The sequence below is a fragment of the Pseudomonas sp. UBA5568 genome (assembly GCF_002425525.1).
Taxonomy (GTDB): Bacteria; Pseudomonadota; Gammaproteobacteria; order Pseudomonadales; family Pseudomonadaceae; genus Aquipseudomonas; species Aquipseudomonas fulva.
This window is the reverse complement of record NZ_DIMK01000032.1, coordinates 89,100-102,680: the sequence shown is the minus strand read 5'-3', so window position 1 is coordinate 102,680 and position 13,581 is coordinate 89,100. Positions and strand designations below refer to the sequence as shown.

11 protein-coding genes and 2 pseudogenes (1 of these 13 cut by a window edge) are annotated in these 13,581 nt (G+C 63.3%); 7 read left to right on the top strand and 6 right to left on the bottom strand.

Annotation, left to right across the window (positions count from 1 at the left end; translation table 11 throughout):
• The 6 genes and pseudogenes from B2S33_RS10765 to B2S33_RS10740 all read left to right on the top strand — a co-directional run.
• Nucleotides 1–180: pseudogene (locus tag B2S33_RS10765) on the top strand (branched-chain amino acid ABC transporter permease LivH); the annotation flags it as partial.
• Nucleotides 177–1,433, top strand: a complete 1,257-nt coding sequence (locus B2S33_RS10760) for a high-affinity branched-chain amino acid ABC transporter permease LivM (RefSeq protein ID WP_288650252.1) — start codon at nucleotides 177–179, stop codon at nucleotides 1,431–1,433. The pseudogene B2S33_RS10765 and the gene B2S33_RS10760, both read left to right, overlap by 4 nt.
• Nucleotides 1,430–2,197, top strand: a complete 768-nt coding sequence (livG, locus tag B2S33_RS10755; protein WP_023535212.1) for a high-affinity branched-chain amino acid ABC transporter ATP-binding protein LivG — start codon at nucleotides 1,430–1,432, stop codon at nucleotides 2,195–2,197. The genes B2S33_RS10760 and livG overlap by 4 nt, the downstream gene beginning before the upstream one ends.
• A complete protein-coding gene (locus tag B2S33_RS10750; RefSeq protein WP_023535231.1) occupies nucleotides 2,198–2,899 on the top strand; it encodes an ABC transporter ATP-binding protein in 702 nt (233 codons plus the stop codon).
• Nucleotides 2,900–3,075: 176 nt separating this feature from the next.
• A complete protein-coding gene (locus tag B2S33_RS10745) occupies nucleotides 3,076–3,750 on the top strand; it encodes a COG3650 family protein (RefSeq protein WP_288501129.1) in 675 nt (224 codons plus the stop codon).
• 103 nt (nucleotides 3,751–3,853) lie between these two features.
• On the top strand, nucleotides 3,854–5,461 hold the full coding sequence (locus tag B2S33_RS10740; protein WP_145280875.1) for an NAD(P)/FAD-dependent oxidoreductase: 1,608 nt from the start codon (nucleotides 3,854–3,856) through the stop codon (nucleotides 5,459–5,461).
• A gap of 73 nt (nucleotides 5,462–5,534) precedes the next feature.
• On the opposite strand, the gene B2S33_RS10735 is transcribed toward B2S33_RS10740, so the two are convergent.
• The gene (locus tag B2S33_RS10735) at nucleotides 5,535–5,999 is read right to left on the bottom strand and encodes a glycine zipper 2TM domain-containing protein (protein WP_027915318.1); all 465 of its coding nucleotides are present in this window, start codon (nucleotides 5,997–5,999) and stop codon (nucleotides 5,535–5,537) included.
• A gap of 146 nt (nucleotides 6,000–6,145) precedes the next feature.
• Between B2S33_RS10735 and B2S33_RS10730 the strand changes: the two genes are divergently transcribed.
• Complete coding sequence (locus tag B2S33_RS10730; RefSeq protein ID WP_288650249.1) at nucleotides 6,146–6,379, top strand: hypothetical protein; 234 nt, start codon at nucleotides 6,146–6,148, stop codon at nucleotides 6,377–6,379.
• A 38-nt stretch (nucleotides 6,380–6,417) separates the two neighbouring features.
• Here the strand turns inward: B2S33_RS10730 and pdxH are convergent, their stop codons facing one another.
• The 5 genes and pseudogenes from pdxH to dinG form a co-directional block, all read right to left on the bottom strand.
• The gene (gene pdxH, locus B2S33_RS10725) at nucleotides 6,418–7,065 is read right to left on the bottom strand and encodes a pyridoxamine 5'-phosphate oxidase (protein ID WP_288650247.1); all 648 of its coding nucleotides are present in this window, start codon (nucleotides 7,063–7,065) and stop codon (nucleotides 6,418–6,420) included.
• A gap of 18 nt (nucleotides 7,066–7,083) precedes the next feature.
• Complete coding sequence (locus B2S33_RS10720) at nucleotides 7,084–8,085, bottom strand: OmpA family protein (protein WP_288650245.1); 1,002 nt, start codon at nucleotides 8,083–8,085, stop codon at nucleotides 7,084–7,086.
• A 99-nt stretch (nucleotides 8,086–8,184) separates the two neighbouring features.
• Entirely contained in the window at nucleotides 8,185–9,330 is a 1,146-nt protein-coding gene (locus B2S33_RS10715; protein WP_028687599.1) for an EstA family serine hydrolase, read from the bottom strand.
• Nucleotides 9,331–9,415: 85 nt separating this feature from the next.
• Entirely contained in the window at nucleotides 9,416–11,662 is a 2,247-nt protein-coding gene (locus B2S33_RS10710) for a beta-galactosidase (RefSeq protein WP_288650244.1), read from the bottom strand.
• A 78-nt stretch (nucleotides 11,663–11,740) separates the two neighbouring features.
• A pseudogene (gene dinG / locus B2S33_RS10705) lies at nucleotides 11,741–13,581 on the bottom strand (ATP-dependent DNA helicase DinG) (it continues 315 nt past the right edge of the window).

Below are 13,581 nucleotides of genomic sequence, written 5' to 3'. Positions count from 1 at the left end.
GGTATCGGCAGCATTCCGGGCGCCATGCTCGGTGGGCTGGTGCTGGGTGTGGCCGAAGCGTTCGGCGCCGACATCTTCGGTGATCAGTACAAGGACGTCGTGGCATTCGGCTTGTTGGTTCTCGTCCTGTTGTTCCGGCCGACCGGCATTCTGGGCCGCCCGGAGGTTGAAAAAGTATGAACAAGAATCTCAAACCGGCGTTTTTCAGCGCCTTGCTGGTCTGGGCCGTGGCCTTCCCGGTGCTGGGCCTGAAACTGAGCATCGACGGCATCAGCCTGGTGGTGCATAGCCAGGGCTCGTTCACCATCAGCATCATCGCCGTATGCTCGGTGCTGATGTTCCTGCGCGTGCTGTTCGACCGGCAGTGGAGCTCGGTGATGGGCCGACGCTCGGACCGCAAGCTGATTCCACCTGCGCTGAGCAACTACCTGACCCTTCCCAAAACCCAGCGCTGGGTGATTCTGGGGCTGGTCGTGGTAGCCCTGATCTGGCCGTTCTTCGGCTCGCGCGGCGCTGTCGACATCGCCACCCTGATCCTGATCTATGTGTTGCTCGGCCTTGGCCTGAACATCGTGGTCGGCCTGGCCGGGTTGCTGGACCTGGGTTATGTGGGCTTCTACGCCGTGGGCGCTTACAGCTACGCCATGCTGTCGCACTACCTGGGGTGGAGTTTCTGGGTCTGCCTGCCGATTGCCGGCCTGATGGCCGCCACCTTCGGCTTCCTGCTCGGTTTCCCGGTGTTGCGCCTGCGCGGCGACTACCTGGCGATCGTGACGCTGGGCTTCGGCGAGATCATTCGCCTGTTCCTGCGTAACCTCACCGACTGGACCGGTGGCCCTAACGGCATCAGCAACATTCCCAAGCCCGAATTCTTCGGCCTTACCTTCGAACGCCGCGCCGCCGAAGGCATGCAGACCTTCCACGAGTATTTCGGCCTGTCTTACAACTCGATCAACAAGGTCATCTTCCTGTACCTGGTTGCACTGTTGCTGGCACTGCTTGCGCTGTTCGTGATCAACCGCCTGTTGCGCATGCCCATCGGCCGTGCCTGGGAAGCGTTGCGTGAAGACGAGATCGCCTGCCGCGCCCTGGGCCTGAACCCGACCGTGATCAAGCTCTCGGCCTTCACCCTGGGTGCCTGCTTCGCAGGGTTTGCCGGCAGCTTCTTTGCCGCTCGCCAAGGGTTGGTCACGCCGGAATCGTTCACGTTCATCGAGTCGGCCATCATCCTGGCCATCGTGGTGCTCGGCGGCATGGGCTCTCAGTTGGGCGTGATCCTCGCTGCCATTGTCATGATCCTGCTGCCTGAGCTGATGCGCGAATTCAGTGAATACCGGATGCTCATGTTCGGTGCGCTGATGGTGCTGATGATGATCTGGCGTCCGCAAGGTCTGCTGCCAATGCAACGTCCCCACATGGAGCTGCGTCGATGAGCCGCGAAATTCTGCAAGTCAGCGGCCTTAGCATGCGCTTCGGCGGCTTGTTGGCGGTCAACGGCGTGGGCCTGACCGTCAAGGAAAAACAAGTGGTGGCGCTGATCGGTCCGAACGGCGCCGGCAAGACCACGGTGTTCAACTGCCTGACCGGTTTCTACCGGCCCAGCGGCGGCACCATCCTGCTCGATGGCGAACCCATCCAAGGGCTGGCCGGCCATCAGATCGCGCGCAAAGGGGTGGTACGCACCTTCCAGAACGTGCGCCTGTTCAAGGAAATGACAGCGCTCGAGAACCTGCTGATCGCCCAGCACCGGCACTTGAACACCAACTTCTTCGCGGGACTGTTCAAGACCCCAGGGTTCCGCCGCAGTGAAAAGGAAGCCATGGAGCGGGCGCAGTACTGGCTGGACAAGGTCAACCTGACCGAGTTCGCCAACCGCACTGCCGGCACCCTCGCCTACGGCCAACAACGTCGCCTGGAAATCGCTCGCTGCATGATGACCCGCCCGCGGATCATCATGCTCGACGAGCCGGCTGCGGGGTTGAACCCGAAAGAGACCGAGGACCTGAAGGCATTGATTGCCTATCTGCGTGAATCGCACAACGTGACCGTGCTGCTGATCGAGCATGACATGAAGCTGGTGATGAGCATTTCCGATCACATCGTGGTAATCAACCAGGGCACACCCCTGGCCCACGGTACGCCCCAGGAAATTCGCGACAATCCTGAAGTGATCAAAGCCTACCTGGGGGAAGCGTAAATGCTGAAGTTCGAGAACGTTTCCACTTTCTACGGCAAGATCCAGGCGCTGCACAGCGTCAACGTGGAGATCAACCAGGGAGAAATCGTCACCCTGATCGGCGCCAACGGCGCCGGCAAATCCACCTTGCTCATGACCCTGTGCGGTTCACCCCAAGCCCACAGCGGCAGCATCAAGTACCTGGGCGAGGAACTGGTCGGTCAGCCTTCGTCGCACATCATGCGCAAGAGCATTGCCGTGGTGCCGGAAGGCCGCCGGGTGTTCGCCCGGCTGACCGTCGAGGAGAACCTGGCCATGGGCGGGTTCTTCACCGACAAGGGTGACTATCAGGCGCAGTTGGACAAAGTGCTGCAGCTGTTCCCGCGCCTGAAGGAGCGGTATGCCCAGCGTGGCGGCACCATGTCCGGGGGCGAGCAGCAGATGCTGGCCATCGGGCGTGCCCTGATGAGCAAACCCAAGTTGCTGCTGCTCGACGAGCCCTCCCTGGGCCTGGCACCGATCATCATCCAGCAGATCTTCGACATCATCGAACAACTGCGCCGTGATGGCGTGACGGTGTTCCTGGTAGAGCAGAATGCCAACCAGGCGCTGAAGATCGCCGACCGGGCCTATGTGCTGGAGAATGGCCATGTGGTGATGCAGGGTACGGGTGAGGGGCTGCTGACCGATCCAAAAGTGCGTGACGCCTACCTGGGCGGTTGATGCCAGCGGGGCCTGCAGGGGCCCCGTTGTCTTGAAGACGCTACGCTTGCACCCCGCTTCACGATCAAACAGGGCAGGCTGCATGCAGGTGACAGCCGTCTATTTCTCTTCGCCGGGCTTGTATTGCCCCTGCCCGCCTCAGTAACGTGACGGCCTCTCGAACACCGGAGCCCGTCATGCGCCTGACCCCTTCCCTGCTACTGACCGCCTTGTTGCCCCTGTTCGCGGGCTGCCAGCTGCTGGCCGAAAAACCCGTCGACCCTGATATCGGCAGCACTCGCATGCAAGGCCAGGTTCACGCTGCCGGTGGGCAGTTGCTGTTCAAGCCCTGCAACGAACCCCGCAGCTTCGTCATCAACGATGCCGCCGCCACGGGCATCCTGCAGGAAGCGGCGAACCTTGCAACCGGGGCCAACGACACCCTGTTCGCCGACGTGCGTGGCCGACTTACAGGCAGCAAGCAGGCCAGCACCGATGGACAGCTGGACCTGCGCCGCCTGTACCGCCTGGAGCACGCCAGCAACGGGTGCATCGACCCCAATTTCAAGCAGCTTACCCTGCGCGCCGGTGGCCACAAGCCCGATTGGGACGTCAAGGCCAACAGCCGGGGCATGGTGCTCAACCGTGCTGATCAGCCCCCGCTTGCCCTGCCCTTTCTGGAGGAGCAGGTGCCCGGTGGCGGCTTGACCCTGACCAGCGAAGCCAACGGGCAGCGCGTCGAACTCTGGCTGGCGCCACAGCGCTGCATGGACCCGACCACGGGCGCGTTCAACCACTTGCGCGCAGAACTGCGCATCGATGGCACGACCCTTCAAGGTTGCGGTTATTACGGTGGCGCGCGCGATGACTGATGACCGGGCGGCTTAATCCTGCCAGTCGAGGCGGCTAAAGCTTTATACTTGGCGGTTTGTGTTAAGCCGCCGGCCGCCCATGGCCGGGATACTGGACCCTGCCATGCTACGAATCACCGAACTCAAGCTGCCCCTGGACCATCCCGATGAAGCACTGCGCGAGGCCATCGTCCAGCGCCTGGGCATCCGCGACGAGCAGCTGATCAGCTTCAACCTGTTCAAGCGCAGCTACGATGCGCGCAAGAAGAACACCGAACTGCTGTTCATCTACACCATCGACCTGCATGCCAGCAACGAAGAAGAGCTGCTGCGCAAGTTTGCCGACGACCATAATGTCGTGCCCGCGCCGGACGTTACCTACAAGTACGTCGCCCAAGCCCCTGAAGGCCTGGACGCACGACCAATCGTGGTGGGTCTGGGCCCGTGCGGGATTTTCGCCGGCTTGCTGCTGGCGCAGATGGGCTTCAAGCCGATCATCCTCGAGCGCGGCAAGGAAGTGCGCCAGCGTACCAAGGACACCTGGGGCCTGTGGCGCAAAAGTGTGCTCAACCCCGAGTCCAACGTGCAGTTCGGCGAAGGCGGCGCTGGGACATTCTCAGACGGCAAGCTGTACAGCCAGATCAAGGACCCGCAGCATCATGGCCGCAAGGTGTTGGAAGAGTTCGTCAAGGCCGGTGCGCCTGACGAGATCTTGTACATCAACAAGCCGCACATCGGCACCTTCCGCCTCACCGGCATGGTTGAGCAGATGCGCCAGGAAATGATCGCCCTGGGGGCCGAGGTTCGTTTCGAACAAAAGGTCACCGACCTGCTGATCGAAGAAGGCCAGGTTCAAGGCGTAGTGCTTGAAAGTGGCGAGCAACTGCTTTCACGGCATGTGGTTCTGGCATTGGGCCATAGTGCCCGGGACACCTTCCGCATGCTGCACGCGCAGGGTGTGTACATGGAAGCCAAACCGTTTTCCGTCGGTTTCCGCATCGAGCATCCGCAATCGCTCATCGACAAGGCGCGCCTGGGCAAATATGCAGGCCACCCCAAACTGGGTGCGGCGGACTACAAGCTGGTGTACCACGCCAAGAACGGGCGGTCGGTCTACAGCTTCTGCATGTGCCCTGGCGGAACGGTAGTGGCCGCCACCAGTGAACCGGGCCGCGTCGTCACCAATGGCATGAGCCAGTACTCACGCAACGAACGCAACGCCAACTCCGGCATCGTCGTCGGCATCGACCCGGAACGGGACTATCCCGGTGGCCCGCTGGCGGGCATCGAGTTGCAGGAACGCCTGGAAGCGCACGCCTACGTCATGGGCGGGAGCAACTACCAGGCGCCGGCTCAGCTGGTGGGCGATTTCGTGGCTGGCAAGCCTTCGACCGCGCTGGGCACTGTCGAGCCGTCCTACAAGCCTGGCGTGACCCTGGGGGACCTGGCGCCAAGCCTGCCGGCCTTCGCCATCGAGGCGATACGCGAGGCCCTGCCCGCCTTCGATCGGCAGATCAAGGGCTACAACCTGCATGACGCGGTGTTGACCGGGATCGAGACACGCACGTCCTCGCCGCTGCGCATCACGCGGGGTGAAGACTTCCAGAGCCTGAACGTGAAGGGCCTGTTCCCTGCCGGCGAAGGGGCTGGCTATGCAGGCGGCATTCTGTCTGCAGGGGTTGATGGAATTCGGGTTGCCGAAGCGGTGGCCAAGGCCATGCTAGCCCAGTAACAAGCCCTGAATTGCCGGTACAAAAAAAACCCGACCAGGCCAGAAGCCTGATCGGGTTTTTTCAGGGCTGCGATCAGTGCGAGACGCGGCTGGTACCATCGACCGTCATGATGCGCACGCGGTCGCCCACCCGGAAAATCTCGTTTTCCTGCACGGACTGCACATAGGCACGCATGCTGCCATCGTCTTCGCGCACCGTGATCTCCACACCCTGGGTACGGGTAATACCCTCTTCGGCGGCCGAACCGGCCAAGCCACCGGCAACGGCACCAATCACGGCAGCGACGATGCTGCCACGCCCGCCGCCAACGGCGCTGCCCGCCAAGCCACCTACCACGGCACCGGCGCCTCCGCCAATCGGCGTCTTGGTGCCTTCGATCTTCACAGGGCGCAGCGATTCGATGGTGCCCATGCGCACGGTTTGCACACGGCGGGCCTCATCGCGCGAATAGCTGTCGCCGCTCAAGTTTGAGGCACAGCCACCGAGTAGCAACGTGGTGGCTGTGAAGGTCGCAACCAGCAAAGCGGATTTACGCATGGGTAGAATCTCCATAAGTCAGGTATTCATTAGACGCTGCACATTGACGGCTGTCACGGTACTCACTGCATAAAATTGCTTTCATTCAGCCAGCGTACAGCCAACGCGATCAGGCAGGGCGCTTACCGATCAGACCAAGGATAACCATGGATTACTTCATCGTCGTGGTCGCCACCCTCGCAGGGTTGGGGTTTCACGCCTGGCTCTACATGCTCATGCGGCAGTGGATGGACCGCGACCTGGCGCTGTCACTGGCAGGTGGCGACCCGCACATGCAGGCGTACATGCTGCAGCGGTTGCAGCATGCGCGTCAGTCGAAGATGGGGCGCAAGGCACGGGTTCAGTGGCTTGCGCAGGAGGCGGCGGCGTATTCGCGCTGAGCGCCAGGGCGAATGGGGCTATCTGGTAGCCCCGCCTATCAAGGCGCCAGGCGCTCGCGGTGCCAGCCTTGGGCCGCCTTGCGGTAATTCAGGCGGTCATGCAGGCGACTGGCGCGTCCTTGCCAGAACTCGATGCGCTCTGGCAGCAGGCGGTAGCCACCCCAATGCTCGGGGCAGTGAGGCTGCGTGTCGGAGAAACGCGCCTCGGTCGCCTTGACCAGGGCTTCGAGCGCCTCGCGCCCAGCGATCACCTGGCTCTGGGGCGATGCCCAGGCGCCCAGGCGGCTGCCCAACGGCCTGACCTGGTAGTAATCGTCGGACTCCTTGGCCGAGACCTTCTCGACACGGCCCTCGATACGCACTTGCCGCTCGAGCGCCGGCCAGAAAAAGGTCATGGCGGCGAACGGGTTAACCTGCAGTTGCCTACCCTTGGCGCTGTCATAGTTGGTGAAGAACGTGAAGCCCTGCTCATCCAGCCCCTTGAGCAACAGCACACGGCAGTGTGGTCGCCCATCGGCATCGACCGTGGCCAGGGTCATGGCGTTGGCTTCCACCGGCGCCTGCTCTGTTTTCACGGCATGGCCGAACCATTGGTGAAACAAAGCGAACGGCTCGGCCGGAGCCTGAGCTTCGGCCAGGCCGTCCCGGGTGTAATCGCGGCGCATATCGGCCAGGGATTGGGTCATTACTGCGTTCCTTGACGATCAGTTGGTCTTCGCAGAGCTGTTGGAGGCTACCTTCTTGTCAGTGGCAGCTTTCTTGGCGACAGGCTTGGCGGTCGCCGCTTTCTTGGTCGCCGTCTTGGCCGGGGTCTTGGCTTTGGCGGCAGGTTTCTTGGCAGCGGTTTTGACGGCTGGCTTGGCTGCAGCCTTGCTTGGCTGGGCTTTGGCGGCTGGAGCCTTGGACACAGGCGCCTTGGCATCCTGCACGGCCACCATGGTGGCTGGCGACGGCGTTGGTGTGGCCTGTTGATACTTGCTCAGCAGCGCGACCATGGTGTTCTGTGGGGTCAGCAGCATTTCCACGCGGCGGTTCAGCGCACGGCCTTCGGCACTGTCATTGGCGGCGCGAGGCATCACCGAGCCCATGCCCTTGAGGATCAGGCGGTCACGTTGCAACCCGCTCAGGCGGAAAATGGCCGACACCGAGGCAGCACGCTCAAGGCTCAGCTTCTGGTTGGCAGCCACCACGCCGCTGGTGTCGGCGTGGCCCAGGACCAGTACGGCCGTCTTGGGGTCGCCTTCTACCGTCTTGGCCACGCGGGTGATAGGGCCCAGGGTGACGGGCAACAACATGTTCGGACGGTCAGGGTTGTACGCACCGTCCACTGGCAAGGTGACTGCCAGCACGTTGTCGCGCCGCTCGAGCTCCAGCTTGCTGTCCTTGATGGCCTCGCGCAGCTTGGGCTCGTACTCGTCCAACCAGGCCTGGGTGGCCTGCTGGTCGATCTTCGGCACCACCGGCCCTTGGGCCTGCTTCTGCTCACCGCCAAATGGCCACCACCAGCGGCTGGTGCTTTCGGATTTGGCGTCGGCCTTGGCGACCTTTTCCGTGACTGCTGCCTTCACTTCCTGTTCGGCGACCTTGTCCGAGCCGAATGGCCACCAGCTTGAACTGGCGCTCTTGGCAGAACCCTCGGGATGGCTGGCGCAGCCGGTGACAGCGGTCAGGCACAGGGCGAGTGCTAAGGTTTTATGTGAAGACATCAGCGATACACCATGAATTAGAAAGGAATTTTGCCCACACTCTTGAGGCGTCGGCATTGAGGATAGTCAAAGAGGCTGGGCAATACCCGCACTAACCGATCAAAGGCATTGCCCAAGCACGCGCACCAGTTTCTGGGCACGAGGGTCCATCAGCACATAGGGCCCCAAGGTATTGACGACAAAGCCAAAAGCCACATCTCGCTCCGGATCGGCAAATCCGACCGAGCCCCCGGCACCGGGGTGACCGAATGCGCGAGCGCCCAGGCCGAAGGTGGCATTGGCCACATCGGGCTGGTCGAGCATGCACCCTAGGCCGAAGCGCGTCTGGGTCAGCAAGGTCCGGTCCTGGCCCAGGCTGTGTTGGCGGGTGAACGCCTCCAGCAGGTCCGACTCCAGCAGGCTGCCATCGAGCAGGCCTGCATAGAACCCAGCCAGGCTCCGGGCATTGCCATGGCCATTGGCAGCAGGTTGTTGCATGCGCCGCCATTCCGGTTTATTGGTACTGGTCAGAATGGCGGGCGGGTTGGTAAACGCCCTTGTGGACAATGCCTCGGGCTCGCGCAGCGTGACCTGCAGCAAGCGCTGGGCAGCGGCGTCACCGGGGTTGCCTTTGCCACGCGCGATATGGGCTACCCGATAAAACTCCTCGTCGGCCAGCCCGACATGGAAGTCCAGCCCAAGCGGCCGCGCCGTACGCGCCACGATCGAGTCGCCTGGACCGCGCCCATCGGCGCGACGAATCAACTCGCCGATCAGCCAGCCAAAGGTGATGGCGGCGTAGCCGTGCTCGCTGCCCGGTGTCCACCACGGCGTTTGCGCGGCCAGGGCATCGACCATTGCCTGCCAGTCGTAGAGGGCCTCGGCCGGCAGCAATTCGCGAATCGCAGGCAGCCCGGCACGGTGGCTAAGCAGTTGCCTCAGCGTGATGGCCTCTTTGCCCGCCCGACCGAACTCAGGCCAGTAACGCGCTACCGGGGCATCGAGTTCAAGTTTGCCCTCGCCCACCAACTGCAAGGCGGTGACGGCGGCAAAGGGCTTGGTGCAGGAAAACAGATTGGCGATGGTATCGCTGTGCCATGGCTGCTGGCCATCCTTGTCGGCGGTGCCCGCCCACAGGTCCACTACCGTTTCACCACCCACCTGGATGCACAGCGCAGCCCCGCGTTCCTGGGGATCATCGAACAGCGCCGCGAAGGCCTCGCGCACTGCTTCGAATTTCAGCTCGAAATGACCCTGAATCTGCACCCTGTATTCTCCATGCGGCATGTTGGCAAAAGGGCCTGCATTGTTTCAGTAGTTCGGCCTTTTGCCTACAGGCGCGCATCGCACGTCACGGCGACGCGGGTGCTTGGCTGTGAGTGCGCAACTGGTCCAATGCCTCCAGATTGCTCTTGCGCACGGCCTGGACGAAGCCTGGGTAAGCCACGTCGGTGATGGCAACCAACCCCAGGTGCCCGTTCTCTGCGTCCAGCAAACGGCCGCTGGCAGGCTGATCGAGGTACTGGAACCAATGGGCGCCAACGATCATGGGCTGGGCGAGCGCCGCCTTGAGGAAATTGCCATAGGCAGGCCCGCGGTCTTCCTCGCGCGCGACCTCCACCGGCCCCGGCCAGAAAGGCCCGCGATCGCGCGAGCCGAACTGGAACTCGGACACCAGCACCGGCTTGTCCAGCTCTGCCAGGCGCGCGAAGTCATAGCCATCCTGAGGCTTGAGGGTATAGAAGTTGAAGCTGAGCACATCGCAGAACTCGGCGCAGGCCTTGACCGCTTCGGGTGTACTCACGGCAAACCGACCGCCCAGCAAGAGGTGGTTGGGGGCATGCCACTTGAGCGAGTCGGAGAGGGTCTTGAAATAGGTCTGGGCGAACACCTGCTGGAAATACTGGTAGTCACGCTCGATTTCCGGGTGTTCCGCGCTGGGCAGTGGCGCCTCGAAACCAGGGTCTTCCATCAGCTCCCAGGCCGCCAGTTCGATGCCCCAGGCCTTGGACAAGCCCTCCTGGTTTCGGTACTTGTCACGCAACTGCTTGAGGAAAGCGCGCTTGGCCGGTACGTCGGTGGTCAGGCGCAAGGTGCCGTAGGCCAGCCCATAGCGCGCCTTCGGGTCATCGCCCGGGGCCGCCCAGGCCAGCTCGTTGTCGGCAAAGTAACCGATGAGCCAAGGGTCATCGCGGTGATCGCGGGCGGCGATGGCCACGGCCCGCTCGGTGGCCATGGCAAAGCGTGGGTCGAAGGGATCGGGCATCCGGCCCCACCAATCCATGCCGGTGCTGATGCTCGCGTAATCGCCCACGATGGACAGCGGCAAGGTATAGGGCACGCGCTGCTGCTCGACCAGGGCCGCATCGCTCCAGTTGCCCAGTGTATTGAAGCCCCAGGCCTGCAGCCGGTCGAGCGTATGGCGCTGCCAGCGGGCGCTGTCCAACTTGGCGGGCGGGCAATTGACCGGCTGCGCTGACGCCTGCGGGTCGGCCACCTGGCAAGGGGCTGCGTGGGTGCGTTCGAGATTGGCGGCGTAGAAGTCGAACCAGCGCCCCTTCTTGAAGGCGCGCCCCTGGGACGAGGCATTGCCATCATCGTTGTTGCCCTCGCCATAGAAGGCGGACAAGGGCTCGCCTTGTTGCGGCAGCGCCTTGAACATGGCCTCGCGACCCGCCACATAGGTGCGCCCGCCATCTGCGGCCACGGCATTGACGCCCAGGGAGTAGAACGGGTGGCCCAGCGGCGTGACCAGGTACCAGCGCCCCTCACGTTTTTCGGTGCGAAAGAACCCGGTCGCCTCGAAGGGCGTGCCCGCTGTCACGCCGCCATAGGTATCCAGTGGCTGCTTTTCACGCTCGGCCAGCCACCCCTTGATCTGCTGCTGTTCGCGCCCGGCGCTCGCCTTGAGTTGCTCGTCGCTGGTCACTTTCTCAGGCCACGTGCCGCGCGTGGACTGCCCGTAGGCATCGATGAGTTCGTGGTAGGCCGCTTGCCATGCCTGGTCGTCATCCTGGATGCCCATGCGTTCGATCAGCAGGCTTTGGGCTGCCTTGGGGGCAGGGATGCTCAGGCTGACCGCAGCGACCTGTGCAAGGTCCACCGCGCCCGTGCTGCTGCCGAGCAGCACGCGCTGGCCGCTAAAGCTCCACGGCATGGGCGGGCCCGCACGCAGCCCTTCCTGCAGGGGCGAACGCGCCGTCAACGGCACCATCACCGTTTGCGCAGGCCCTGCCGGCAAGTCGATGCGGCTGATCAATGTACGGCCGTCATTGCCCTGCACCGTCACATCCAAGGTCAGCGCCCAGGCCATCGCGTTCTGCAGACGCAGGGTCAGGTAGCGGCCGGAAGACCAGTCCCAAGTGCCGCTCTGTGGGCTCATGCGCAAGGTCGGACGCTCGGCAGCGTTGAACACCACGCGTCGCAACACCTCGCCCTGAGCGGTCTGCTCGGCGTTGTACTGGGGCATGCCGGCGTCCACGGTTTCGACATTGACCACTGAGGCCGGGCGCACGAAGCTGAACAACGTCTGCTGCCCCGCCAGCAACGGCGGGCTCAACAGCAAAGCGATGACAGCGGGCAAGCTACGGCGAACCATAGGGCGGAGTCTCTCCTTCAGGGCCCTCATGGCCCACGACTGAGGTTGGACAACGTGCCGGCGCAAGCGCTCCGGCCGTCAGGAAATCTCCCGCCGAAAGGGCGGCAGCGCATTGAGGATAGCCTTGCCGTAGCGCTGGGTGACCAGGCGCCGGTCCAGCAAGGTGATGACACCGCGGTCCTGCTCGGTGCGCAACAGTCGGCCACACGCCTGGATCAGGCGCAACGAGGCATCGGGTACGGCAATTTCCATGAACGGATTGCCGCCTCGCGCTTCGATCCATTCTGCCAAAGCGGCCTCGACGGGGTCGTCAGGCACGGCGAACGGGATCTTGGCGATGACCACATGCTCGCAATAGGCCCCCGGCAAGTCGACGCCCTCGGCGAAGCTGGCCAGGCCGAAAAGCACGCTGTGCTGGCCGTCGTCGACGCGGGCCTTGTGCTTGTTCAGGGTTTCCTGCTTGGACAGGTTGCCCTGGATCAGCACCAGCTTGCGCCAGTCCCGGTCCAGGCCATCGAACACATCCTGCATCTGCTTGCGTGACGAGAACAACACCAGCGCACCACGGGCATCCTCGACGATGCCCGGCAGCTCGCGGATGATGGCCGCGGTGTGGCCAGCGGCGTCACGGGGGTCAGCCTTGAGGTCCGGTACCCGCAGCAGGCCTGCATCACCGTGCACGAACGGGCTGGGCACCACGCAGGAAACTGCATCGCGGGGCAATCCCGAGCGCATGCGAAAGCGGTCGAACTTGCCCAGCGCGGTCAGGGTCGCCGAGGTGACCAAGGCGCCGTGTGCCACGTTCCACAAGCTGCGCCGCAGCATCTCGGCCGCCAAAATGGGGCTGGCATTGACCTCGATATCGAACAGGGCCCCGCTCTCGGCCAAGGTAAGCCAGCGGGCCATGGGCGGGCTGTCCTCGGGGTCTTCGGCGGTGAACGCCGTCCACAACTCCCAGTTGCCCTGGGCACGGGTCTGCAGGCTACCGAACAGCGGGTACCACTCCTCGGCCTGGTGGCTGGCGATGCCAATGCTGACCTCGCCGCCCATGCCTTCCTTGAGCAGGTCGGTCAGGCGGGTGAACACATCGTTCAGGCGGGCGAAGCCTTTTTTCAGCTCGACGCCAACCTCGCGGATTTCATCGGGCACCACGCCACCTGGAAAACGATAGCGAGGGCGTTCTCGGCCTTCGTTGTCCTCGCCTGGACGAAAATCGGCCACCTGCTCGCACAGCGTGAACATGAACTGCTGTTGGGTGCGGATTTCGCGGGCAAGCTCAGGGACCTGTTCGATCAGCTTGCCCAGGTCACCCGGAAGGGGGTGCTGGGCCAGCAGCTTGGTCAGGTTCTTGGCGGTCTGCTCGAGCCAGTCGGCCGTCGAACGCAGCCGTGAATAATGAGCGAAGTGGCCGATGGCCTTGTCTGGCAGGTGATGCCCTTCGTCGAACACGTACATGGTGTCGCGGGGGGCCGGGAGCACCGCACCGCCGCCCAGCGCCAGGTCGGCCAGCACCATGTCGTGGTTGGTGACGATCACGTCTACCTTTCCCATGCCTTCACGGGCCTTGTAGAACACGCACTGCTGGAAGTTGGGGCAGTGGCGGCCGGTGCACTGGCTGTGGTCGGTGGTCAGCCGTGCCCAGTCCTCGTCTTCGAGGCTCTCTGGCCAACTGTCGCGATCACCGTCCCAGCGGTTGCCGGCCAGCTTTTCGATCATGCTGTTGAACAGCTTCAGGCTGCGCTCGTCCACGTCGATGCGAAAGCCTTCTTCCTCCAGCAGCTGCGCCTGGGACGTCTGGGCATGACCTTCCTGGACCAGGATGTCGAGCTTGGACAGGCACAGGTAGCGGCCCCGCCCCTTGGCCAGGGCAAAGCTGAAATTCAGCCCGCTGTTGCGCATCAGGTCAGGCAGGTCCTTTG